We start from the raw sequence: 22,831 nt of genomic DNA, 5'->3' as shown, positions 1-22,831 counted from the left end.
GCTGTGTGGCAACCAGGCCAAGTGTTCAACTCTTATTTGCTGGTTTTGTTTTTTTCATCTTGATGTTGAAACAGGGGTAGTTCTAAGGTGAACAATGCACCACCAATTGGGCTATCGCTAACTTGTGCGTTGCCGCCATGGTTAGCCACAATACGCTCTACAATAGATAAGCCTAAACCGTGACCGCCACTTTGTCTGCTGCGGCTATCGTCTACTCGAGCAAAGGGTAAGAATATGGATTCGCGATACTGTTCTGGCACTCCGATACCGTCATCATGCACTTCAAAAAATACTGACTTATTGGATAAGTAAGCGCGAATAAGGATCAGCTTTTCAGCATATTTTTGGGCATTCACTATCAGGTTATTTAAGGCGCGGCGCAGTAGTTTTTCATCTGCCATCAGCGATAAACCCACTGGACATTCGATTTGTAGTTTTAAGTTAGGGCTTAGTTTAGATAAACGTTCACACATATTGTAAAGCAGCGGGTAGGGGTTGAGTGATTCGGGGTGAATACCGGTAGCCTTAGTGAGCTGAGAGAAGGTAATTAGCTCGTGAGTAAGATCTTCCAAGCTGTCCAAATCTTCATCCATTTCTTGAATGTGCTCATGCATGGTTTGCATATCGGTAATTGAACGGGTCATGTCCAAGGCAAAACGCAGATTGTTTATCGGCGTCTTTAGCTCGTGTGAGGCTGCCATTGTCATGGCATCTTGTTCTTGAATTAGCGTCTTAAGTTTATAGGCCATCGCATTTAGGCTGCGGGCCATGTGGTTGATTGGCGAAGGGGCTTTTTCGTTTGCGCTTACATCAAAGTTACCTTCACCCAAAGATTTGGTCACCTTAGCAAGGCGGTAGGTATGGCGAGTAATCGAGAACGAGAACCACATTACCGTTGCGGCTAAACACCCTCCAATAAGAGCAACCATATACCAGAATAACCAGTCGCCGTGGTCAATAAACTCTTCATCGAGATCTAGCTCCAACACTTGTTGATTTGGCCATTGGTAAAAAAGGGTGATGTCGTCATCATCCAAAAAGTTAGAGTGTACGGCAATATGTTGGCCATGCCGCATAACATGTAACCGTTTTTCGGCGTCCATATCAGTGATGGGATAAATGCGAATAAAGAAAGGGAATTCTTCTTGGTAGCGAGTGAGTACTGCGTCTACATCTGGGTTTTCGGCGTGTAATAAGTCGCGTTCTAACAAGTAATATATTGGTAGGGTTATTGTGCCTATTTGGTCTCGCTCAATTTGTTGAACCCGCTCTTCAATGATGACTCCATAAATAAAAGTGGCCGCCACAATAGCAAACACCGACGACAGGAATAATCGTAGAAATAGCGTAATCATGGTTGCGTTGCTGACCTAAGCGGCTTTAACAAATAAATAGCCTTTACCACGTACCGACTTAATGTAGCGGTAGGGGGGGGTATTGTCGTTAAGCTTTTTGCGAATAGTGGATACACGCATATCGAGTGAGCGATCTAATCCATCGTAGTCAATGCCGCGCATTTCTTTAAATAATACGTCGCGAGGTAATACATGGCCAGCGTTGTCCATTAAGAAATAAAGCAAATCAAACTCTGCGTCAGTAAGCTCTAATAATTGTTCGCCTAACCAAATACGGCGTTGGGTTTTGTCGGCATCTAAGTCTTGGCAAATAATTCGGTGAGCATTGCGCGGCTGTTCAGCTTGGTTGGAGTGCTGATTGTCTAACGCTGAAGTGCGGTCACTGCGGCGCAGCGCCGAGCGTAAGCGCGCAAGCAAAACATGCGGGCGTAATGGTTTACTTAAAAAGTCATCCACGCCCAAATTCAACGCCGACACTTCGGTTACATCGTCGCCTTGGGCGGTAACCATAAGAATAGGGCCGGAATAAAAGTCACGCACTACTTGGCATACTTGAATGCCATCCATACCTGGTAGCATTAAATCTAACAATACGGCATCTGGGGAATGTTTAGCGATAAGCGCGGGTGCTTGGTCTCCACGCTCACTAGAAATAACTTCAAAACCTTCACTACGCAAAAATGTTGCCACCAACTGTTGTTGACGTGAATCATCCTCGATTAATACGATTCTTTTATGTTCTTGGCTCAATTTGTTTCCCTGCATAGACAACTCCCCTAGCTGGCTCATTTTAGAGAGCGCCTAAGACGATGCAATTACCTCTTACAAAAATACGACAAATATCATTTAATTGTAAATTTTACCTCACGATCTGGTTAAGGATTCTGTGAAAGATTGACTATCCCTGACGAAAGACTGACTGATTGAGAATTTGTCGCATTTTACAATCTTCTCAACAACTGATTGAGCGATGAGCGCTAATTGCTTTCGCTAGCGTTATATAGGACAGGGAACAGGATGAAAAAATCTCAACAGGCCGTTTCAATAGCTGCCGCTATCACTACTTTATTAGGCGCAGTTAGCCATGCAAATGCCACGGGTTACATTGATGATGAAGCAGGGTTTGGCTTCGAACTGCTATTAGGCGCTACCGTAGGCCAACAGCAATCGCAGTTTGATACCGACGATGACAACGCCACTACTGCAGATTTAAACAACTCAGGGAATAAAAGTTCTGGTGTAGGCCCAGCCGTGTTAGGTGAACTTAATTATACTTTTGCCAACCGAAAAACTCAGATTTTCTTAGGTCAACAAGATGAAAACATTGTTCGAGGTCAAGACCAAATTGAGCTAGGCATAACCCAAATGGTGGGTGAGTACTCAGAGCTTGAGTTAGCCTACTTTCCGCGTATTCCGGGTTTTAGTGAAACTTGGCAAGACCCATATTTAACAGGCTCAGCACGTCAAAAAACCGATGCCGATAGCAGCGGCTTTAGAATGGCTTGGCGCTATATTTTTGATACCCCTGTTACTTTGCGTTATGGCTTTGCTAAAGCGGATATTGAAAACGAACGCAGTGGCGTGGCCTTTGGTTTAGATGCCGCCGAGCAACAGTTAATGCAGCGTGACGGTTCGTATCATCGATTGGCGGCTGAGGTCATGGTTTATGACGAAGGTGGGTTAATGATTACCCCACAATTGACCTACACCAAAGCAGATACTGACGGTGATGCGATGGCGTTTGATGGCTATGGTGTTGGCCTAGAAGCCACTTATTCATTTGCTGAGCGCCACTTTACCAGTTTATTTATGAATTACGCCAAGCGCGATTATAAAGGGCGGAACCCGATTTTTAGTCAAACTCAAGATGATGATGATGTTGGTATAAATGCCATTTATGGCTATATGCGCCCCTTTGATTTTGATAATAGCTCACTGTATGTGATGGCATCTTACGAGAAAGGCAGTAGTAACATTTCGTTTTACGAGAGTAAGTCTTTGGGCATGTTAGTGGGTGTTGCTTACGAGTTTTAGGGCTCAAGGCTTAAGGAGGTTTGCTATGTCGGTGTCTATGAGCATAAGAGTATTGGTGCTGTTGGCGTTATCGAGCATGTTTGTAGCTAACGTTGCTTTAGCTGCGCATCAATCTAGAACGGTAATTTACCAAATAGAAGTGGAGGGGGATGTGGTTGGTAGTTATCAACTTACACGAATGGTTAACGATTTGCAGCCAACCGCGATGACTATTCAAGAGCAAGTGAATCTCGATTTTAGCTTTTTATGGTTTAACGAACAGTATCAACGAAACGGTAAAGTAATGTTGGAAGGCGGAAAGCTAAAGCACTTCGCCTATAAGGTCAGCGATGAGGAGGCGCAATACCTGATTTTTGGTAGTGATAAGCTTGAACAAGGTTTACACATTAATGCCGTAGAGCACAAGGCGGAACAGAACCCCGCTAGGGTAAAACAGCTGGCGAAATCTATTGACCGCAAAGGGGCGGATAGTGGGGTTCCATTAGCATTAAGTGCTTTTTCTGATGCACCCGATGCTATTGTTCAGCAAGTCGATTTTGATACTAATTCCGCCAGCTTAGCAGATCACTTAGTTACATCCATTGACCATAAAAATACTCATACCCTGAAAGTACTGGATTTAGATGAATTCGATATCATCTCATATCAGGTTAAATACTTAGGTGAAAAACCCTTAAGTGCCGCTAAGCGAGTATATGTTAGCCATGGTTTTGAGTTAGCGAATAATACCTCGAATACTGAAATTTGGGTGAGTAAAGATAAGTTGGGGGCGTTTATCGTTGAGCAGTCAGGGGTTGATGACGGCGACAGTTTTAAAGTGAATATGCAGCAGTATTTGTTTTAGCCCCACTTAATGAGTGACGATTTTAATTAACAAAATACATTTTATTTATAAAAAGAATGATGCTAGCACTTTGCTATCGTTATTCTTTTTGTTTTTATCATTTCTAAAAGCGTGATTGAAAGCGCTATCGCATCACTTTCTTCCTGAATTAACGCAATATTTTAACTTTTACTAACAAATCTAATAATTATTTGGTTATTATAGCCAAAAAATAATAACACATTAGTAATATCAATTAATTAGCACAAATTAGGAAGCGTTAACATGGAAGACTATAAACCGCAAAATAATCCTTTTAGCTTTAATGGAAGAGCCGGAGAGTTCTTTGGTATTTGGATTGTAAATGTACTTCTCACCATTCTTACTCTAGGCATATATTCCGCCTGGGCTAAGGTTCGTAACAAGCAATATTTTTATGGCAACACCGAGCTAGCCGGAGAAAACTTTGAGTATTTGGCTAAGCCTTTACAGATTCTTATTGGTCGAGTTATTGCACTGGTATGTGTGATTGCTTGGGTAGCGTTGCCGGCTGTGAGCGAAGCTGCTAGCGCAATACTGGGCTTGGCGTTTGTCGCCCTAATGCCGGTATTAATGGTGAAAAACTTGCGCTTTGACTCTAGAGTCACTCGCTATCGTAATGTGCGCTTTGATTTTGCCGGCTCTTACGGTGAGGCTTACAAAACGTTTTTAGTATTGCCGTTTGCGTACATGCTGAGTTTTATCTTAATTTTAGTTGTCGTAAGTTACGTATTTACACTTATTTCTAGCGTATTGGGCGGCATTATTAGTGTGGTGTTGTTTGGTTTAGGCATTACCTATGTAAATGCAATGATTGCTACTCAAATGAGCACTTACATTCTAAACAATTACCGCTGGGGTAACTTACAGTTTGCTGCCGACATCGACTCGCGTGCAGTATTCAAAATATTCTTAAAAGTAGCCGCTATGGGTTTAGGTGGATTTATTGGCTTAATGCTAATACTTGTTTTGATTGCATTTGTTGCCTTTAGTACTGACCTAGGCCAAATAGCCATGATGTTTGCCAATATAGGCGAGGGTGGCATGCAAGACTTAGCTTCTAATGGATTAATCTTTGGTGTTATTGGCGTTATATATTTGAGCTTTTTCTTACTTGGTTGGTTTGTTACTGCTTATTTACAAGCATGCATAAGAAACTATCAATTCGGCCAAACTGATTTAGAAAGCAAGCTATATATGGATTCAAACGTTAAACCAATGGCTTTTTTAGGGGTGATGTTAAGCAATATGCTGCTCACTGTTTTTTCACTCGGTTTAGCTATTCCGTTGGCTAAAGTCCGTATGGCTAGTTTTATGGCCGATGCCACTGCGGTAATGGGCGAAATTGACACGGTGGCTAACCAAAACCAAGTGAGTGATAGTACTACGGCTATTTCTGATGAAGTGGCCGACGCCTTTAGTATTGAGGTGGGTGTTATTTAAGCCATATGAATTTTAAGGGCAAAGTATTTGTAGCCAATGGCTCTTTGTCTAGAGCAGCGCGTTTGCACTGCTCTGACGAGGGCTGGTTAGAGCTGAGTGATGAACAAGGGGCTACCCGCGCTAGGTTTGATGAACTGGATATTTCAGCCGCGATAGGCAACCAGCCGCGAGCTATTAGTTTCAGTAACGGTGACCGCTTTGTAGCGGATCAGCCATTGGAATTAAATGCTTGGTTAGACAGGCACGGCCAATCATCGCTGCTTAAAAGCTTTGAAAAAAACTTTTTGGTTATTGCGGTGGCTATTTGGGTCAGTGCCATGGTGGTATACGTGAGCATAGAGCAAGGCTTGCCTCGCTTGTCTCAGTCTCTAGCAAAACACATTCCCGATGTGGTTGCGGTGGAGCTCGAAGAACAAACGTTAGAGCAGCTCGAATCTGTAGGCTTTGAACCCACCGAGATTGATACAGAAACTCAGCAGCTTATTCAGGGTAATTTCCAGCAGTTGGTTAGTAGTATTGACGACTTACACCCAAGCCCGCAATTGCTGTTCTACAAACTGTCCGACCAAGCTAACGCTTTTGCGTTGGCGAATGGTTCCATCATAGTGACCGATAAATTGGTCGAATTGATGCAACAACCTGAACAGTTGAATGGCATATTACTGCACGAACTCGCTCATGTTGCACATAACGATGTCATGGCAGGGTTAGTGCGTTCGGCACTTGTTAGTACCGCTGTGGTTTTGCTGGTAGGAGACAGCAGCTTGCTGGTGGATGGCTTGGTGAGCGCAGCAGTGCTAGGACTAAGTATGGGATACTCCAGAGAAGCAGAAGCAAGCGCGGATCTTTTTGCCTGCCAATGGAGCCAAAAACTGGGCTTATCTGAACTGCACTTGTTAAGTGGCTACCAACATCTTTTTGAGTATGCCGACGCAGATATTCCCTCTTGGATAAGTAGCCATCCAGGCGATGAAGAGCGGCTAGAGCAGTTAATTCAGTGTTCACCCTCTATTGATTAAAGGTTACTTAGAGCTAAATTAAGAAGATGGAAAGCCGAAGTGATTCTTCGGCTTTTTTGTTATTAACGTGTAATCCGCTTAGCGGCAGCATTAAGCGCTTTTTCTACTGGTTGCCTTCCGGTGGTGATGTTAGTCAATGTGGTTGCCATTGCAGCCCAAAATTTGCCCATGGCGGCAGCGTTTGGCATGGGTTCACCTTGTGCTGCACTTGCGTAAACCGCTTGAACTTTAGGGTCGTTTGCGAGTTCTTTTTCTAGTTCGAGGTTAGCCATTGCGCCAATGTCGCCACTGCTGAATAGCAAACGTTGGTTTTCTACCGTCATTAGGTAATAGTTTAAAAACTCGTCCACTAGGGCTGGGTGTTTAGTGGCGCTATTGACCACAGCGCTCCAAATGCCTACAAATGCTTTTGCCGGCTTGCCATTGACGCTAGGGAGTGGAGTAACCCCAAAATCCATTCCTACACTGTTGAGCTCATCCCAATACCACGGGCCATTTATCACCATGGCCACTTCGCCTTTAATAAACTGTACATCCATAATTGAATAATCGGCGTTGCGGGGCATTACTTGCTCATCAAGCATCCGTTTTAGTAAGTTTGCGGCATACATGGCGCTAGGGTGGTTTACTCCAGTATCTTTAACGTTATAACGCTGGTTTTGTTTAGCGAAAACGTAAGCGCCGTCGGCCGCTAGCAACGGCCAAGTGTAATAGGTATTGTTGTAGTCCCACAAAATGGCCTTGGCTTTGTGTTGCTCTTGTAATTGTTGATCTAATTGAAAAATCTCTTCAAAAGAAGTCGGTACTTGGCTAATTAAAGCCTTGTTATAAATAAGGCTAATGGCTTCTATTCCAATTGGGTAACCGTAGGTTTTCCCTTCTACGCTCACAGCATCCCAGGCGTAATCTACCGCAGAAGCCTTTAGTGACTCACTGGGTTTCAATTCACTGATTAATCCTGCTTTAGCCCAATCACCTATTCGGTCATGTGGCCAAAAAATAACATCAGGGCCTTCGCCATTTCGGGCTTGTATTTCAAAATTTCCGGTAATATCAACGGGGCGCTTTACTTCAACGTTTACCCCTGTATCGGTGGTAAAATCTTGCGCAATTTGTTGCATTTGAGCATGGCTTTTACCTGTCCATATGGTAATGCTAGGCGCATCGACTTGATCGGCCTTTGCGCAGGCTATACCCAGCACTAATAACGTGGCCGCGAGGCCGCTTATTCTAGTTATCATTTTTTATATTCCCTATTACTTGCGAATGTAGCATTGAGAAAATGACAGTCCTTTGCAAGCAGGCGACTTTGGGCAATTGAGGTTTATCACAATCAATCTCAGGCGTTTTTAATAAATGAGATACAAAACGTAATCACTTGTATTTCGCTTAAAAATGTCGCTTTTCTTTACATTTTTCACACAAACGATTTCGCTCAAATATTGAACAGATTGATTTTATTATGTTTGTCATTTTGGGTACTCGTTATGCATTAAGTCATTAGATTGATTTATCACTAGCGTGGACAACAGCGTGGCAGTGCAATGTTAATTATCTGGCTTAAGAAAGCATGGGATTGGGTATCATCACACCATGGTGTATTGAGTTCTGCTGCCACTATCATTGCGGTTGTTTTAGCGTACGTATCGCTTAAGAGTTCAGCTGACAATTTCACTAGACAATTAGATGAACAAAAACGTGCTGCGCAGGTGGCAAATGTTGCTTATTTTGTGTCGGCTGTGAGTGATGCCATTGTTTTATCTAATACTGATGAGGCGCGCTTAGAACGTTTTATTGTCTCTCGCTCTCAACTGCTGTTTGAAAGTTTAAATTACCCTTCTTTGGTTGCCCAAGTTATTCAGTTTTTAGCAAGTAACGAGCTAGCGTATTTGTTCGACACTACACGCAGCTTTGTGAGTAAAAAGTCGCTTTCTTTGGCGGGTAAAGATTTAAGTGGAGTGCAGCTTAAAGACATTACTTTTCAAACAACCACGCTGTATTGTGTCAATCTGGAAAACAGCTATTTGGCTAAAGTGGCGTTTGATATGCCAGAGTCTAGTTACGTGAATTTTCGCAACGTTAACTTTAGTCAAAGTCTGTTTCATGGCGCGCGAGCGTATTGGGGTAACTTCAAAGATGTATCTATTGAGTTGTCTGGTACTAAAGACGAGCGCGCTGATACCTTTTCACGATCAAGTTTTATATTTTCTAATCTAAGCGGTTTACGTATCAATAAATCTAACTCACAAGCTGAGTCTTTAACTGTGAATGAGTTAAAGGCGCAGAGGCAAGTTGAGTTAGGTCAATTGTCTGAAATGCTATTTAAAACGAATACGCTTTATGGTTCGGTGATCGATGATGATTTGCGGCAATACATGAGCCAAAAGGATACGGAACAGTTTAAGCGATTAGTCGATTTAGAACATTTACTCGTGCTCGACTCTGTGGCGAAAGCGGATTTAGTACAACGCAGAAAAGATTATAGAGAGCAGGCTAAAAAGGTAGCGCTAGAGCACAGTTGGAAAAAAGCGTGGGAAGCAAAACTTAAACGATGGTGCGAAAAATGAACAAATGGTTGATTTGTCTTTTGCCTTTCAGTGTATCGGTAAATGCTAACTGTACCTTACAGGGAGATATTTACGATGAAGGTGCGAAATTAGGTAATTTAGTTTGCCTAAATGGAAGTTTTACATCGGCGGATAAAGCCAGCCGAAGTACAACTACGCCTAATGGTGAGGGTGATTTGGTAAGCCGAAATGGCATCCATGTAAGCGCATCATTAACACCACAAACAGACAACAGTGAGCAGCATGCTTTAGGAGAAGAGCAATGAAAAAATTACCGATGTTAGTGGCTATTATTGGGCTTGCTCTTAGTTTGCCAAGCATTGCCGATTGCGTGCATGGCGGAAATGTTTACCCGGAAGGGGCGACCATTGGTAGCTATAAATGCGTAAATGGTTCTTGGGTGGGGCAATAAAAAGGGTAGTTAGGACTATTTTTAGCGTCGCTCGCAAGACGTACAACCTCGGCAGGCCGAGCGAGTGTGTTTGTCTAAACGTTCTCGTTGGGTTTTGCAGTAGGCATTTTTTAATGCGCGACGCGCAGAGAACCAATCATTGGCTTTGCTCATGATCAAGTTACCACCAAAGCGTTTAGTGAGAAGTTCTCGATATTCGTCGATAAAGCCATTATCAAAATCAATCTCAAAATAGCGCAGCGCTTCTTCCATACAGGTAAAGCTTTGTATCACCGCATGTATGTCTGTTTTACTCATAAATCGCCTCTTGAACGTTAGCTAGAGGCTAGCAAAGCTTTGTAGCTCACATATTGATATAACATAGCCAAGGTGCCAATTTTTGATGCTGTTAAGCGGTAGAGTCGTGGATTGATGCCTATTCGGTATGGGGCGTGTTTGTATACGCGTCTTCATCCTGCGGGCTTTAACTCAGTTACCGAGTGACATTTAACGTAAACAATACTAAATTGTTACCATTATGTTGCATTTTGAGGTGTTAGTGATGAAAACCATATCGGTATTATTTGCGGCTGTTTATTTAGCCGCTTGTTCCAATCAACCTATCGTTAGTTCTGCACCAACAAACATAGAACAAGCTGGCGCTACAGATGACGATTTACTGGCGTCTATTCAGCAGTCTTCAGATTCGACTAAAAATTCCGGTTTAACCGCAGAGCAGCTTTATATGTGGCAAAACATGAGTTGCGGTGGTGGCCATTAAGTTTGTCTAAGCTTTAGGTTTAAGCTGATTTCTGTTGGCTTTTAAAATACTAGCGAGCTATAAAGCTAAGTCTATTTTGCTCGATAGGGTTAGCCGATTAACGCTAGTGAGGTGAGGTTAAGTAAATAAATGTTGCCACTTAAAATCTTAGTATGCATTTAATAGCGGCAATTGATAACGAGCGCTACAAGTACTTCTTTCTTAGAATTTGTATGATGGCTGTGAGTAAGGCTTGAAGACATAAAGTCTAGCATGGAGGTGCAGATGCCACTAAAACCTGCAATTGATCCCGAACAATGGATTCTGGATAGCCCCAACGATCTCATTTCACTTACTAAGTGGCAGCGCACGGTAAACTTGCTAGCCAAATTGTTTGACGCTCCAGCAGGGTTTTTAGTTCAACATACTTCTTCGGGTTACCAAGTCGCTATTGCCAGTGAGCAGCAAACTAACCCTTACAGCGCGGGTATGGTGGTAGAGCCAGAAGCGAATATTTTTTGCCGCAAAATTGTTGAAACTCGCCAAAGCCTTTATGTTGCTAACGCTACGATAGACCCTTGCTGGGATTCAAACCCTGAAGTGCATAAGGACGGGTTTCGGTCTTATCTCGGTGTTCCAGTGTTTTGGCCCAACGGCAAAGCCTTTGGCACTTTTTGTGTTTTAGATTACCGCGAGACTAATTACGACGATACTTACTTTGAGCTGATAGAGCAGCTCAAAGACATCCTAGAAGCGGATTTATCTTTGCTTGAGTTGTACTTACAAATGCAAAAGCTGGCAGTGACCGATCCCCTTACTGAATTAAATAATCGTCGAGGTTTCAGCTCGTTAGCGCAGCAAAGGATCCGTTTGGCCAAACGAATGGGTTCACGCTTAGGTGTATTTTACTTAGATATTGATAAGTTCAAGCAAATCAACGATACCCATGGCCATGCAGTTGGAGACAATGTGTTAATCGATATGGCTAAAGCAATGCGCCATTGCGTGCGCAGCTCTGACGTTATTGGTCGAATGGGGGGCGATGAGTTTGTTGCATTAGTCTTGATTGAGCAAGATTCTGATTTTGAGGCAATAGCCACTCGCTTTACCGAACAGTTTGCCCAATATTCGGAATCAGACCTGCCTTTGTACACCGTGACCATTGGTTACGCTGACGTAGATTTAACCATGGAAGTAGAAAACATACTTGCTTTAGCCGATCAAGATATGTATCAGCATAAAACACCTTAAAATAGCTGTTTAAGTTTTGACCGGTACACAACGCTGGTGTATCATCGCCGCAGATTTTAACTTGCTTACTTTTTCGCCTGCACTAAAGGTATGACTGTTCGCCTCGGATGGCGCGTTTTGGCTATCGGAGAACTACTTGGAACAGTTTATACAATTTTTATATCCCTTCAGTTGGCTTATTTCTATTTTGTCTTTCAGCCCGCAGATTATCCGCTTAATGCGAATCAAAGGACCGGCAAAAGATATCTCATTTATGAGCTGGATTATGTTTCAGTGTAATGCCGTACTTGCATGGACTTATACGGTGTTTGTAGTGGGTGACCCACTGTTATCTGTTACTACTTCTCTAGTGTTAGCCGCCAATCTCACCATGGTGTCGGTATTGGTGTATAAACGCCTCAAGTATCGTGATACAGCCTCTATCGAGGCTTTAAGTGCCTGATTTGATTATGCTTGAAAGCCTCACTTTCAAGCACAATTAGCTATTTTATCGGTAAAAGGTCGCTGGTCTTAGCAGATCCTATTAGCGACCTTAAGCAGTTTTTCTTATGAAAAGGCTCTCAAAGTTTCCTGTTAGTTTCATCATTAAAATATTTTTCTTGATTGGTTTCAAGTTTGTCAATAATCGCCTTGAGAACTTAAACGGGCTTGCTAGTTTCTTAAATGAGTCAAACCTCAATAGAAGGTTTACCAAAAAGGTGTATGGCCTAATGAGAACCGCCATGAGTTAGCATGGCATGGTCAAGTTCTCTGTTTGTAATTGGTAAATACGCCAGTGTACTTTCTACCGCCACAAAGATGGCGAGGAAGAAAATAGCTAATTTTGCAAACAAAGAGAGACAAGACATGATGTTAAGGAAAACACTTCTCGCCACGGCGATAGTAACGAGTGCAATGTCGGCGCAAGCGGCCAATTATGGTGAAGCCTTGCAAAAATCCATCTACTTTTACGAAGCTCAGCAATCGGGTGTTATTCCTGATTGGAACCGCACCGAATGGCGCGGCGATTCAGCCTTAAATGATGGTAGCGATAACAATGTAGATCTCACTGGTGGTTGGTATGACGCCGGTGACCACGTTAAATTCGGCTTCCCAATGGCCTCTACCGCGACCATGTTGGCGTGGGGGGTAATTGAATATCCAGAAGCCTATTCTCAAACTAATCAGCTTGAACATATTAAAAATAACCTGCGCTTTGTGGCCGATTATTTTCTAAAAGCGCATACCGCACCTAATGAATTATATGGCCAAGTGGGCGGTGGTAGTATCGACCATGCTTGGTGGGGATCTGCAGAAGTGATGCAAATGGAGCGTCCTTCTTACAAAATTGATGCCGCCAACCCTGGCTCAGATTTAGCCGGTGAAACCGCTGCAGCGCTGGCCGCCATTTCAATGGTATTTGCAGAAAGTGACCCAGTATACTCGGCCACGTTGTTAGATCACGCTAAGCAGCTTTATAGTTTTGCTGACAATTATCGTGGTAAATATTCAGATGCCATTACCGACGCTAAAGCCTTTTACAACTCCTGGAGTGGCTATCAAGATGAGTTAGTATGGGGGGCAATTTGGTTATACCGCGCCACTAATGATGTTGCGTATTTAGATAAAGCTAAGCTGGAATACCCTAACCTCGGCAACGAAGGTCAAACTGAATACCGTGCCTACAAATGGGGCCAAGCTTGGGATGATAAATCTTATGGCTCTTATGTATTGTTGGCCAAACTTACTGGTGAGCAAGTCTATCAAGATGATGCCGAGCGCTGGTTGGATTACTGGACCACTGGCTTTAATGGCGAGAAAATTGCCTACACACCAGGCGGCTTAGCCTTTTTAGATGTATGGGGCGCAGCCCGTTACACCTCTAATACTTCATTCTTAGCGCTTATCTATTCTGATTTTCTTAAAGCGAATGCATTGGCACCAACCAAGGCTGCTACTTACTACGATTTTGCGAAAAGTCAGCTAGATTACATTTTAGGGGATAACCCACTCAACATTTCTTACCAAATTGGCTATGGTTCTTACCACCCGACTAAGCCGCATCACCGTACCGCACATGGTGCTTGGGCAGACAGTTTATCCAGCCACCCCGTTGAGAATCGTCACTTACTGATTGGCGCACTAGTGGGTGGGCCAGGTAAAGATGATTCATACGCAGACGATCGCGGTGATTATTACAAAAATGAAGTGGCCACCGATTACAATGCGGGCTTTACTTCAGCCTTGGCCCGCTTGTGGTTAGATCATGGCGGTGCACCGATTGCTGAAGCGGATTTCCCGCCTAAAGAAGTGCGCGATACCGAACTCTACATAGACGCCAAAGTTAACTCCGAAGGGCCGCGCCATATAGAGATTAGCGCGCGAGTGCATAACCATACTGCTTGGCCATCACGTGTTACCGATAAACTAAGCCTACGTTACTGGGTTGATTTAACAGAAGTCGTTGCTGCAGGTTATACCGCAAATGACGTAACAGTAAGCACTGCGTACTCACAAGGTACTGGTTTTAGTGGTTTACACCAATGGGGCAATGAAGGCGATAACATTTACTACGCGGAGATTAGCTTTGATGGTGTAGACATTTACCCTGGCGGCCAGTCTCCGTCGAAAAAAGAAGTACAGTTCCGCTTAGCCTTGCCAACCAATACCAACAATCCTGATTGGGATAATGCTAACGACCCTTCTTGGGATAGCTACAGTAATGCGCATGAACTAGCACCTAAAATTGCCATGTACGACGCAGGTTTATTGGTATGGGGAGCGGAGCCTAGTGCCGCGTGTGGCGGAGCAACCGGTATAAATTGTGCGCCAATCGCGCAAAGTCAAACAGTGGCTACACCGTTTGATACCCCAGCTTCAATTACCCTTGCCGCAACTGATAGTGATGGCACAATTGCCAGCTATGCCATTGCTAGCCAGCCAGCACATGGCTCTGTCACCTTAAGTGGTGATGTTGCCAGTTACGTGCCTACTGCTGGTTACTTTGGGAGTGACAGCTTTAGCTTTACCGCCAGTGACGATCAAGCTGCAGTATCGCAAGCGGCTACAGTAACCGTAGAAGTAGCAGCGCCGATCATTCCCGCAGTAACCATTAGTTCGCCAACCAATGGCACTGAAGTGAGCCCATCGAGTGATGTGAACTTGCAGCTCGATGTAGCAAATGCTCATGGTGCTAATGTGTACTTAGATGGCGCGCTTGCCACTAGCCGTGTCGGTAGCGGAGCAGTGACCTTAACCATGCCGGATACCGAAGGCACGGTTGCCATCGTGGTGATTGCCACTGATGAACAAGGTACAGAAATAAGTGCCGAAGCCAGCTTAAGCTTGGTGGTTAAGCAAGGTGCGGTGACTCCTGTTGGAGACCTTACTTGTGAAGTTGGTAAAGCTGACTCATGGTCTACCGGTTTTGTTATCAACGCTATCACGGTGACGAATGGTGGGACTGAAGCGGTATCCGGTTGGAAAGTTAACCTAGTATTCAGCGAAGCAGTATCTTTGGCCAATGGCTGGAATGCAGAGCTAAATCTTGCCAGTGACGGCTTAGGTATTAGTGCTAGCAATGTGGCTCATAACGGGCAGCTAGCGCCGAGTGCTAGTGCTTCGTTTGGCTTGCAAGGCGAGCATTCAGGCAACTTTGTAGCACCAACTTGTGTGGTTTTACCTTAATACTTAACTCCATTTAAAGCGGCTTCGGCCGCTTTTTTCATAGGGAATATGTACGGAGAATTATGATGAATACTAAAAAAAGCTTTCTCACTAAATGTTTAGGGTTTACCGCTGCTTCACTGGTAAGCGCTAGTTTAATGGCCGCTCCCTTACCGGGAGATGATTGGTTACATGTTGAAGGTAACCAAATTAAAGATATGCAAGGTAATACCGTGTGGCTAACCGGCGCAAATTGGTTTGGCTTTAATACTACCGAGCGGGTATTGCATGGTTTGTGGTCGGTGAATTTGGAAAATACCATTCAAGATATCGCCTCACGTGGGGTGAACTTACTGCGAGTGCCGATTTCAACCGAACTGCTAAAAGAATGGAAAAATGGCCAGTTTGTGGCGATTCAAGTGAATGCTTCGGCTAATCCTGATTTAGCCTCGGCCACTTCCTTAGAAGTATTTGATGCAATGATCGCTGCTGCCAAGGCCAGTGGCATGAAAATCCTACTAGATGTGCACGGCGCTGAAGCGGATAACATGGGGCACATCGCGCCGCTTTGGTACAAAGGCGACATTACCTCAGAAGACTTCTTCTCTACTTGGGAGTGGGTGACTGAGCGTTACAAAAACGATGACACTATTATCGCATTTGATTTAGAAAATGAACCACATGGCAACCCTAAACAAAGCGCTGCTGGTGAGTTTGCTAAATGGGATAATTCAACCGACGAGAACAACTGGAAACATGCTTGTGAGGTGGTGTCTAACCGCGTGTTAGATATTAACCCCAATATGTTGGTGATGTGTGAAGGGATTGAAGCCTATCCGGTAGAGGGTAAAAACTGGGAAAGCAAAGGCAAAGACGATTTTCACTTTAACTGGTGGGGCGGAAACTTACGCGGCGTGCGCGAATTCCCTATTGATTTAGGGGCGCGGCAACAGCAGTTTATGTACTCACCGCATGATTACGGCCCATTGGTATTTGAACAAGAGTGGTTTTATCCAGGCTTTAATAAAGACACTTTGTACCAAGATGTGTGGAAAGATAACTGGATGTTTATTCATGAAGAAGGCATATCACCGCTGCTGATTGGCGAGTGGGGCGGCTTTATGGATGGCGGACCTAATGAGGCCTGGATGGTGGCGATTCGTGACTTAATTATCGAACACCAACTTCACCACACCTTCTGGTGTATTAATCCTAACTCAGGAGACACTGGTGGCTTACTCGGTCACGACTGGACGACTTGGGATGAAGAGAAATACGCCTTATTTTTGCCATCTCTTTGGGTTAATGATGCAGGTAAATTTATTAGCTTGGATCACGAAGTAGCCTTAGGGGGCGCAAACAGTGCTACCGGTATTAGCTTGAATGATTACTATCAAGGATTAAATCCGTCGGTAAGTATTAGCTCACCCGCTGCAAACAGCATCGTGCTAACTGGCTCTAGCTTTAGCGTGAGCTATTCGGTGAACAAAGCGGCATCGGTGAACGTTTATCTAGATGGTAGTTTTGTGAAAACCGGGCCGGTTTCTGGTGGGGTGAACTTAACCGCGCCAAGCGCTGAAGGCGACTTTACGGTTTCACTTGTGGCAGTAAACAGTGCCGGCAGTGAAATGGCGGTGAGCGATAGTATTACGCTCAGTGCGTTAAACGAAGTACCGTTACAGCCTGAAATTAGCGTAAGCTCGCCAAATGCCAGTAGCCGTATAGAAGCCGCGAGTACCTTTACGGTGAGCGTGAACCTTAAAGATGCCACTGGTTTTGAAACCAATTTAGCGGGGCAAGTGCTGTCGTTTACTGGCACCAGTGCCGAACTAACAGCACCTAGTGTTGTAGGCGCCTACACCTTGAAAGTGACAGCGCAAGACGAACAAGGCCAAAACCTGAGTGTCTCAGACAGTGTGGCGCTTAATGTTGTTGAGCCGGCAGCAGCTAACTTAAGTTGTACGGTTGGGCCTGCAGATTCATGGGGCAGTGGTTTTGTGATTAACAGCATTACGGTTAGCAATACGGGTACCGAAACTATCTCTGGTTGGACGGCAGTACTTGATTTTCCTAGTGCGGTTAGCTTAGTGGGTGGTTGGGGTGGCGTTTTTACAGCGACTGCCCAGAGTATTGAAGTGACCAATGAAGCTTACAATACCGACATTGCCCCAGGTAGCAGCCTGTCGTTTGGTCTGCAAGGGGGGCATTCAGGTAACTTTGGCGCACCTACATGTACTATGCGCTAATGTATAAATAAGTCATCGCGCTAAGAACGCGCTTAACTGTAAAGCCCTTAATACACTTTATTAAGGGCTTTTTGTTTTTGGGGGCAATCTGCTACTTCGATTTAGATTATTTCTCTGTTAGTGCCGATTGGTGATGTTTGCTTCAGTAAATAATTCCATTTTTGTTATGTATATCAAAGGTTAAGTCCTTTTTTATTAATTTTTTATTTATTAATAAACAGTTTTATCAGAACTAAGGTAAGCTTGCGCTCGTTTACTGATGGATGTGTTATTTATAGCGGCCATCGCAGGAAGCAAAGGCTTGAAAGTTACCAACGCGGACTTGCACAACGTGGTTGGGATCTTTTGCAAAGGGTGTCTGTTTCTGTAAACAGCAGTACTTCTTACCGCTACATAGAATGGCAGAAGAAGGCTTAATACTTTTGACTAAATGATGAGACAGCAAAGATGTTAAGGAAAACTTTACTCGCGACCGCAGTAATTACCAGTGCAATGTCGGCGCAAGCCGCAAATTATGGCGAAGCCTTACAAAAATCTATTTATTTTTACGAAGCCCAACAATCGGGCGTAATTCCTAGTTGGAACCGAAATGAGTGGCGAGGTGACTCGGCATTACAAGACGGCGCTGACAACAATGTTGATTTAACTGGCGGTTGGTATGATGCCGGCGACCACGTTAAATTTGGCTTCCCAATGGCAGCCACTGCCACCATGTTAGCGTGGGGCGTAGTAGATTACCCGCAAGCTTACGAGCAAACCAACCAACTCACTCACATCAAAAATAACCTGCGTTTTGTGGCTGACTACTTTGTTAGCGCTCATACTGCGCCAAACGAGCTTTATGGCCAAGTAGGTAAAGGCTCTGTGGACCATGCTTGGTGGGGGTCGGCTGAAGTGATGCAAATGGAGCGCCCTTCTTACAAGGTTGATTCCGCTAACCCAGGCTCTGATTTGGCTGGTGAAACTGCTGCAGCTTTAGCCGCTATCTCTATGGTGTTTAAAGACAGCGATCCAAGTTATGCAGCAATGTTACTTGAACACGCCAAACAGCTATATTCATTTGCCGATAAATACCGTGGTAAATATTCAGACGCCATTACCGATGCCAAAGCGTTTTATAACTCATGGAGTGGTTATCAAGATGAGTTAGTGTGGGGCGCCATTTGGTTGTACCGCGCCACTGAAGACGCTAGCTATTTAGATAAAGCTAAAACGGAATATGGCTCTTTAGGTACCGAACCACAAACGGATACACGCTCTTACAAGTGGGGCCAAGCCTGGGATGATAAGTCTTACGGCGCTTATGTATTAATGGCTAGCCTTACCGGTGAAGCTAGCTACCAAGCTGATGCAGAGCGTTGGCTTGATTACTGGACGGTAGGTTACAACGGTGAAAAAATTCGTTATACGCCTGGTGGCTTAGCCTTTTTAGATACATGGGGCGCAGCCCGTTACAGTTCTAATACCTCGTTCTTAGCCTTGGTATACTCAGATTACTTAAGAGAAAATACCGATAAAGATGCTAAGGCCGAAATTTACTATAACTTTGCTAAAGGCCAGTTAGATTATATTTTGGGAGATAATCCGCTAAATATTTCTTACCAAATTGGCTACGGTGATTACCACCCAACGAAGCCTCACCACCGTACCGCTCACGGAACATGGAATGATAACTCGGGTGACCCTGTAGAAAACCGCCACTTATTGGTCGGCGCATTAGTGGGCGGCCCTGGGTTAGATGATTCTTGGGTTGATGATCGCGGCGATTACGTTAAAAACGAAGTGGCTACCGACTACAACGCAGGCTTTACTTCGGCGTTAGCGCGCTTGTGGCTCGATCATGGTGGAGATCCTATTGCCGAGGCTAGTTTCCCGGCTAAAGAGCAGCGTGATACGGAGTTATTTGTAGAAGCTAAAATCAACTCGCAAGGTACGCGTCATATTGAGTTAGCGACCAGAGTGCATAACCATACGGCTTGGCCATCTCGCGTAACTGATCAATTAAGCTACCGTTACTGGGTTGATTTGAGTGAAGTGTTTGACGCAGGCTACTCTCTAAATGATGTAAAACTATCAACCGCTTACAGCCAAGGTTCCGGTTTTAGTGGTTTACACGCTTGGGGTGACGAAGCGGATAACATCTATTACGCGGAAATTAGTTTTGATGGCATAGATATTTATCCTGGTGGTCAATCGGCCTCTAAAAAGGAAGTGCAGTTCCGTTTGTCACTACCAACTAATACCAACAATCCAGATTGGGATAATGCTAACGACCCGTCGTGGGATAACTACAACAATGCCTACAAGCTTGCGGGTAAAATCGCATTATACGATAACGGCGAGTTAGTGTGGGGAACTGAGCCAAGTGCGGCATGTGGCGCAGATACAGGCATAAACTGTGCACCTGTGGCGCAAAATAAAAGTGTAAACACGGCTTCTGATACGCCCGTATCTATTGAATTAACCGCAACAGATTCCGACGGTCAAGTCACTAGTTTCACTATTGCGAGTCAGCCTGCTAACGGTATTGTTAGCTTAAATGGCAGCGTAGCGGACTATGTACCTAATTCTGGTTCGTTTGGTGTTGATAGCTTCACTTATTTTGCTACAGATAACCAAGGTGCAAACTCCACTGAAGCAAAAGTAACCGTGAATGTAGCGGCGCCTATTGTTCCTGCTGTGGCGATCAGTTCGCCTACAAATGGCAGTGAAGTTAGCCCAGGTAGCGACCTACAAGTTCGCTTAGACTTAGCCAACGCTTATGGCGCAAATGTTTACCTTGATGGTGCTTTAGTGACGAGCCGAGTAGGTAGCGGTAATGTCAGTATCACTATGCCGGAGAGTGAAGGTGAAGTAGTGGTACTGGTTATTGCTACAGATGAGCAAGCAGCAGAGTTGTCTGCTGAAGCTGTTTTAGCCTTAACCGTTAAAGCGGGTGAACAGCCTCCAGTTGGTGGCGAATCTGAGCTTACTTGTACCGTAGGTGAAGCTAACGTGTGGAATAGCGGCTTTGTATTAGGCAATATTAAAGTGACTAATGCTGGTGGCGAAGATGTAAGTGGGTGGAAGGTTCATTTAAGCTTCCCTCAACCGATTAGTTTGGTAAACGGTTGGAACGCTAAGTATCAAGCTGCTAGTGATGGCTTAGGACTTACTGCTGTAAATGAAGTATATAACGGCAACTTAGGTCCGAATGCGAGTACTTCGTTTGGTATGCAAGGTGGCTACAGTGGCAACTTTGAAGCACCTACGTGTGAAGTGCTTCCATAAGTAATCCATAAATATTTAAGGCGACTTCGGTCGCCTTTTTTATTGGCAAAATTCGAGTCATAAAGTGAGTTTTGGATTGTGCTTGGCTTATTTACCTCTGTGCAATTGTGGCATAATGCAGCTTTATAAATAGGGTCTGGGCTTTTAGAAAACATGTTACAGCTGCGAGATTACCAGCAAGCTTCGGTTGATTCCGTACTAGCGCACTTTCGACAAAGTGATGACGCTGCAGTAGTTGTATTACCCACAGGGGCGGGTAAAAGCATAGTCATTGCTGAACTAGCGCGCTTAGCTAAACACCCCATTTTGGTATTAGCCCATGTAAAAGAGTTAGTGGAGCAAAACCAAAGTAAATTTACCACCTATGGCTTTGAGTCAGGCGTATTTGCTGCAGGCTTAGGGCTTAAACAAAACCAGTATTCAGTCACCTTTGCTAGCGTGCAATCGCTCAGCCGTAATCTTGACCAGTTTTTGGGCTACTATTCTTTGGTGGTAATTGATGAATGCCACCGCGTAAATGATGATAGTGATAGCCAATACCAGGTAATTATTAATCACCTAAAGCAGCAAAACCCTCAGCTAAAAGTACTCGGTTTAACCGCCACGCCTTATCGCTTAGATAAGGGGTGGATTTATCAGCAGCATTACCACGGTTATGCGCGAGGTAATGAAAATGCTTGGTTTAAAAAATGTATTTACGAGCTGCCTTTACGTCACTTGATTAGTAAAGGCTATCTCACTCAGCCATTGTTAGTTGATGCTCCAGCGGCACGATATCAGTTTGATGAGTTGCCGACTCAGTACAGTGAGGCGCAGCTAGACCAATTTTTAGCGGGCTGCCCACGAGTGACTCAGGCCATATGTAAGCAGTTAGTTCAGCTAGCCGAAGACCGTAAAGGCGTGATGGTGTTTGCAGCAACAGTAAAGCACGCTCAAGAGATAGCTCACTATTTACCAGAGGACCAAACAGCAGTAGTGACGGCTGAAACGCCTAACCAACAGCGTGACTCGCTAATTGAACAGTTTAAGCGCCAACAGCTTAAATTTTTGGTGAATGTATCGGTATTAACTACTGGCTTTGACGCTCCCCATGTCGATTTAATTGCGATATTACGACGCACTGCCTCGGTCAGTTTATATCAACAAATTGCTGGCCGTGGACTACGACTGTATGAAGGGAAAAGCGATTGTTTAATTGTTGACTACGCGGGTAATAATTACGACCTGTACCAACCAGAAATTGGCGAAACTAAACCCAACCCCAATAGCACTTTAGTACAAGTGAGTTGCCCGCAATGTGAATTTGCCAACATGTTTTGGGGAATCACCGATAAAGACGGTGACATTCTCGAACATTATGGTCGTCGTTGCCAAGGTTTGGTTGAAGACCCAAGTGACCAAACCAAGCAAGTGCAATGCAGTTACCGCTATAAATATAAGCAGTGCTCACAATGTAACGCTGAGAATGATATTGCGGCTCGCCAATGCCATAGTTGTGGTTTTCAGTTAATTGACCCTGACAACCAACTGAAAGATGCCTTGCAGCTAAAAGATCGAAAAGTACTGAGGTGTAGCGGCATGTCGGCAAGCTGTGAGGGTGACAAATTAAAGCTCATCTACCACGATGAAGATGGTGCTGAGCTTAGTGAACATTTTAACTTTGCTTATTCAAAAGCTAAGCAGCAATTTAATGCTTTGTTTTCTCGTAGAGTGGAGGGGGAAAGCAAAACGATTACCAGTGCTGAACAAGCAGAACAACTACTTCAGAAAATCGTCGCTCCAGATTTTGTAATTGCCAAAAAACTAAAGCACTACTGGCAAGTTGAGCATCGTATTTTTGATTATCAAGGACATTACCGCAAAGCCAATCAGCAGTATTAGTTAGGCTGAAAGTTCTGAAGGCTCATTAAGGTGAAACTACTTATCAAAAACAGTGGCTTACCGTTATTATTTATAATTCTGTTTATATCTATGGCGGTACTTTATTG

18 protein-coding genes are annotated in these 22,831 nt (G+C 44.2%); 14 read left to right on the top strand and 4 right to left on the bottom strand.

The features are described from left to right. Positions 1 to 32: 32 nt before the first annotated feature. Positions 33 to 1,355 (bottom strand): cell wall metabolism sensor histidine kinase WalK, encoded by a 1,323-nt coding sequence (locus Q4549_RS03190; protein ID WP_303509993.1) that lies wholly within the window; start codon positions 1,353 to 1,355, stop codon positions 33 to 35. A 15-nt stretch (positions 1,356 to 1,370) separates the two neighbouring features. Continuing rightward, positions 1,371 to 2,120, bottom strand: a complete 750-nt coding sequence (locus Q4549_RS03185; RefSeq protein WP_303549567.1) for a response regulator transcription factor — start codon at positions 2,118 to 2,120, stop codon at positions 1,371 to 1,373. 252 nt (positions 2,121 to 2,372) lie between these two features. Here Q4549_RS03185 and Q4549_RS03180 point away from each other — a divergent pair, with 252 nt between their 5' ends. The 4 genes from Q4549_RS03180 to Q4549_RS03165 all read left to right on the top strand — a co-directional run bounded on the left by Q4549_RS03180 (position 2,373) and on the right by Q4549_RS03165 (position 6,713). Next, the gene (locus Q4549_RS03180; protein WP_303549569.1) at positions 2,373 to 3,389 is read left to right on the top strand and encodes a DUF2860 family protein; all 1,017 of its coding nucleotides are present in this window, start codon (positions 2,373 to 2,375) and stop codon (positions 3,387 to 3,389) included. 25 nt (positions 3,390 to 3,414) lie between these two features. Next, positions 3,415 to 4,233 carry a hypothetical protein gene (locus Q4549_RS03175; RefSeq protein ID WP_303549573.1) on the top strand — a complete coding sequence of 273 codons (819 nt, stop codon included), beginning with the start codon at positions 3,415 to 3,417 and terminating at the stop codon, positions 4,231 to 4,233. Positions 4,234 to 4,497: 264 nt separating this feature from the next. Beyond that, positions 4,498 to 5,694, top strand: a complete 1,197-nt coding sequence (locus Q4549_RS03170) for a YjgN family protein (protein WP_303549576.1) — start codon at positions 4,498 to 4,500, stop codon at positions 5,692 to 5,694. A gap of 5 nt (positions 5,695 to 5,699) precedes the next feature. After that, positions 5,700 to 6,713, top strand: coding sequence for a M48 family metallopeptidase (locus Q4549_RS03165; RefSeq protein WP_303549578.1), 1,014 nt, complete (start codon positions 5,700 to 5,702; stop codon positions 6,711 to 6,713). Between the two features lie 62 nt (positions 6,714 to 6,775). Here Q4549_RS03165 and malE read toward each other — a convergent pair whose 3' ends face one another. Beyond that, entirely contained in the window at positions 6,776 to 7,954 is a 1,179-nt protein-coding gene (gene malE, locus Q4549_RS03160; RefSeq protein WP_303549580.1) for a maltose/maltodextrin ABC transporter substrate-binding protein MalE, read from the bottom strand. Positions 7,955 to 8,257: 303 nt separating this feature from the next. On the opposite strand from malE, the gene Q4549_RS03155 reads away from it, so the two are divergent. The 3 genes from Q4549_RS03155 to Q4549_RS03145 are packed head-to-tail and all read left to right on the top strand — an operon-like array spanning position 8,258 to position 9,692. Beyond that, positions 8,258 to 9,280: a pentapeptide repeat-containing protein gene (locus tag Q4549_RS03155; RefSeq protein ID WP_303549581.1), complete on the top strand. Its 1,023-nt coding sequence runs from the start codon at positions 8,258 to 8,260 to the stop codon at positions 9,278 to 9,280. Beyond that, positions 9,277 to 9,546, top strand: coding sequence for a hypothetical protein (locus Q4549_RS03150; RefSeq protein ID WP_303549584.1), 270 nt, complete (start codon positions 9,277 to 9,279; stop codon positions 9,544 to 9,546). The genes Q4549_RS03155 and Q4549_RS03150 overlap by 4 nt, the downstream gene beginning before the upstream one ends. Beyond that, positions 9,543 to 9,692: a hypothetical protein gene (locus Q4549_RS03145; protein WP_154675869.1), complete on the top strand. Its 150-nt coding sequence runs from the start codon at positions 9,543 to 9,545 to the stop codon at positions 9,690 to 9,692. Before Q4549_RS03150 ends, Q4549_RS03145 begins: the two co-directional genes overlap by 4 nt. A 21-nt stretch (positions 9,693 to 9,713) precedes the next feature. On the opposite strand, the gene Q4549_RS03140 is transcribed toward Q4549_RS03145, so the two are convergent. Further along, entirely contained in the window at positions 9,714 to 9,989 is a 276-nt protein-coding gene (locus tag Q4549_RS03140) for a nitrogen fixation protein NifW (protein ID WP_137671971.1), read from the bottom strand. 244 nt (positions 9,990 to 10,233) lie between these two features. On the opposite strand from Q4549_RS03140, the gene Q4549_RS03135 reads away from it, so the two are divergent. From Q4549_RS03135 to Q4549_RS03105, 7 genes are all read left to right on the top strand, one after another. After that, the gene (locus Q4549_RS03135; RefSeq protein ID WP_303549587.1) at positions 10,234 to 10,452 is read left to right on the top strand and encodes a hypothetical protein; all 219 of its coding nucleotides are present in this window, start codon (positions 10,234 to 10,236) and stop codon (positions 10,450 to 10,452) included. A 264-nt stretch (positions 10,453 to 10,716) separates the two neighbouring features. Then, entirely contained in the window at positions 10,717 to 11,682 is a 966-nt protein-coding gene (locus Q4549_RS03130) for a sensor domain-containing diguanylate cyclase (RefSeq protein WP_303549590.1), read from the top strand. Positions 11,683 to 11,935: 253 nt separating this feature from the next. Continuing rightward, positions 11,936 to 12,124, top strand: a complete 189-nt coding sequence (locus Q4549_RS03125) for a hypothetical protein (RefSeq protein ID WP_137671968.1) — start codon at positions 11,936 to 11,938, stop codon at positions 12,122 to 12,124. Between the two features lie 290 nt (positions 12,125 to 12,414). Beyond that, positions 12,415 to 15,348, top strand: a complete 2,934-nt coding sequence (locus tag Q4549_RS03120; protein WP_303549594.1) for a glycoside hydrolase family 9 protein — start codon at positions 12,415 to 12,417, stop codon at positions 15,346 to 15,348. Between the two features lie 62 nt (positions 15,349 to 15,410). Beyond that, the gene (locus tag Q4549_RS03115; protein WP_303549597.1) at positions 15,411 to 17,573 is read left to right on the top strand and encodes a cellulase family glycosylhydrolase; all 2,163 of its coding nucleotides are present in this window, start codon (positions 15,411 to 15,413) and stop codon (positions 17,571 to 17,573) included. 447 nt (positions 17,574 to 18,020) lie between these two features. Beyond that, entirely contained in the window at positions 18,021 to 20,843 is a 2,823-nt protein-coding gene (locus Q4549_RS03110) for a glycoside hydrolase family 9 protein (RefSeq protein ID WP_303549599.1), read from the top strand. A 153-nt stretch (positions 20,844 to 20,996) separates the two neighbouring features. Further along, positions 20,997 to 22,724 (top strand): DEAD/DEAH box helicase, encoded by a 1,728-nt coding sequence (locus Q4549_RS03105; RefSeq protein ID WP_303549601.1) that lies wholly within the window; start codon positions 20,997 to 20,999, stop codon positions 22,722 to 22,724. Positions 22,725 to 22,831 lie beyond the last annotated feature (107 nt).

The sequence above is a fragment of the Agarivorans sp. 2_MG-2023 genome, assembly GCF_030548085.1.
In the GTDB taxonomy this organism is placed as follows: Bacteria; Pseudomonadota; Gammaproteobacteria; order Enterobacterales; family Celerinatantimonadaceae; genus Agarivorans.
This window is presented reverse-complemented; position numbering and strand designations above follow the sequence as displayed.

Coding starts and splice junctions, on each gene's coding strand:
- Q4549_RS03190 (WP_303509993.1), bottom strand. CDS start 1,355: ATGATTACGCTATTTCTACGATTATTCCTGTCGTCGGTGTTTGCTATT.
- Q4549_RS03185 (WP_303549567.1), bottom strand. CDS start 2,120: ATGCAGGGAAACAAATTGAGCCAAGAACATAAAAGAATCGTATTAATC.
- Q4549_RS03180 (WP_303549569.1), top strand. CDS start 2,373: ATGAAAAAATCTCAACAGGCCGTTTCAATAGCTGCCGCTATCACTACT.
- Q4549_RS03175 (WP_303549573.1), top strand. CDS start 3,415: ATGTCGGTGTCTATGAGCATAAGAGTATTGGTGCTGTTGGCGTTATCG.
- Q4549_RS03170 (WP_303549576.1), top strand. CDS start 4,498: ATGGAAGACTATAAACCGCAAAATAATCCTTTTAGCTTTAATGGAAGA.
- Q4549_RS03165 (WP_303549578.1), top strand. CDS start 5,700: ATGAATTTTAAGGGCAAAGTATTTGTAGCCAATGGCTCTTTGTCTAGA.
- malE (WP_303549580.1), bottom strand. CDS start 7,954: ATGATAACTAGAATAAGCGGCCTCGCGGCCACGTTATTAGTGCTGGGT.
- Q4549_RS03155 (WP_303549581.1), top strand. CDS start 8,258: ATGTTAATTATCTGGCTTAAGAAAGCATGGGATTGGGTATCATCACAC.
- Q4549_RS03150 (WP_303549584.1), top strand. CDS start 9,277: ATGAACAAATGGTTGATTTGTCTTTTGCCTTTCAGTGTATCGGTAAAT.
- Q4549_RS03145 (WP_154675869.1), top strand. CDS start 9,543: ATGAAAAAATTACCGATGTTAGTGGCTATTATTGGGCTTGCTCTTAGT.
- Q4549_RS03140 (WP_137671971.1), bottom strand. CDS start 9,989: ATGAGTAAAACAGACATACATGCGGTGATACAAAGCTTTACCTGTATG.
- Q4549_RS03135 (WP_303549587.1), top strand. CDS start 10,234: ATGAAAACCATATCGGTATTATTTGCGGCTGTTTATTTAGCCGCTTGT.
- Q4549_RS03130 (WP_303549590.1), top strand. CDS start 10,717: ATGCCACTAAAACCTGCAATTGATCCCGAACAATGGATTCTGGATAGC.
- Q4549_RS03125 (WP_137671968.1), top strand. CDS start 11,936: ATGAGCTGGATTATGTTTCAGTGTAATGCCGTACTTGCATGGACTTAT.
- Q4549_RS03120 (WP_303549594.1), top strand. CDS start 12,415: ATGGCATGGTCAAGTTCTCTGTTTGTAATTGGTAAATACGCCAGTGTA.
- Q4549_RS03115 (WP_303549597.1), top strand. CDS start 15,411: ATGATGAATACTAAAAAAAGCTTTCTCACTAAATGTTTAGGGTTTACC.
- Q4549_RS03110 (WP_303549599.1), top strand. CDS start 18,021: ATGTTAAGGAAAACTTTACTCGCGACCGCAGTAATTACCAGTGCAATG.
- Q4549_RS03105 (WP_303549601.1), top strand. CDS start 20,997: ATGTTACAGCTGCGAGATTACCAGCAAGCTTCGGTTGATTCCGTACTA.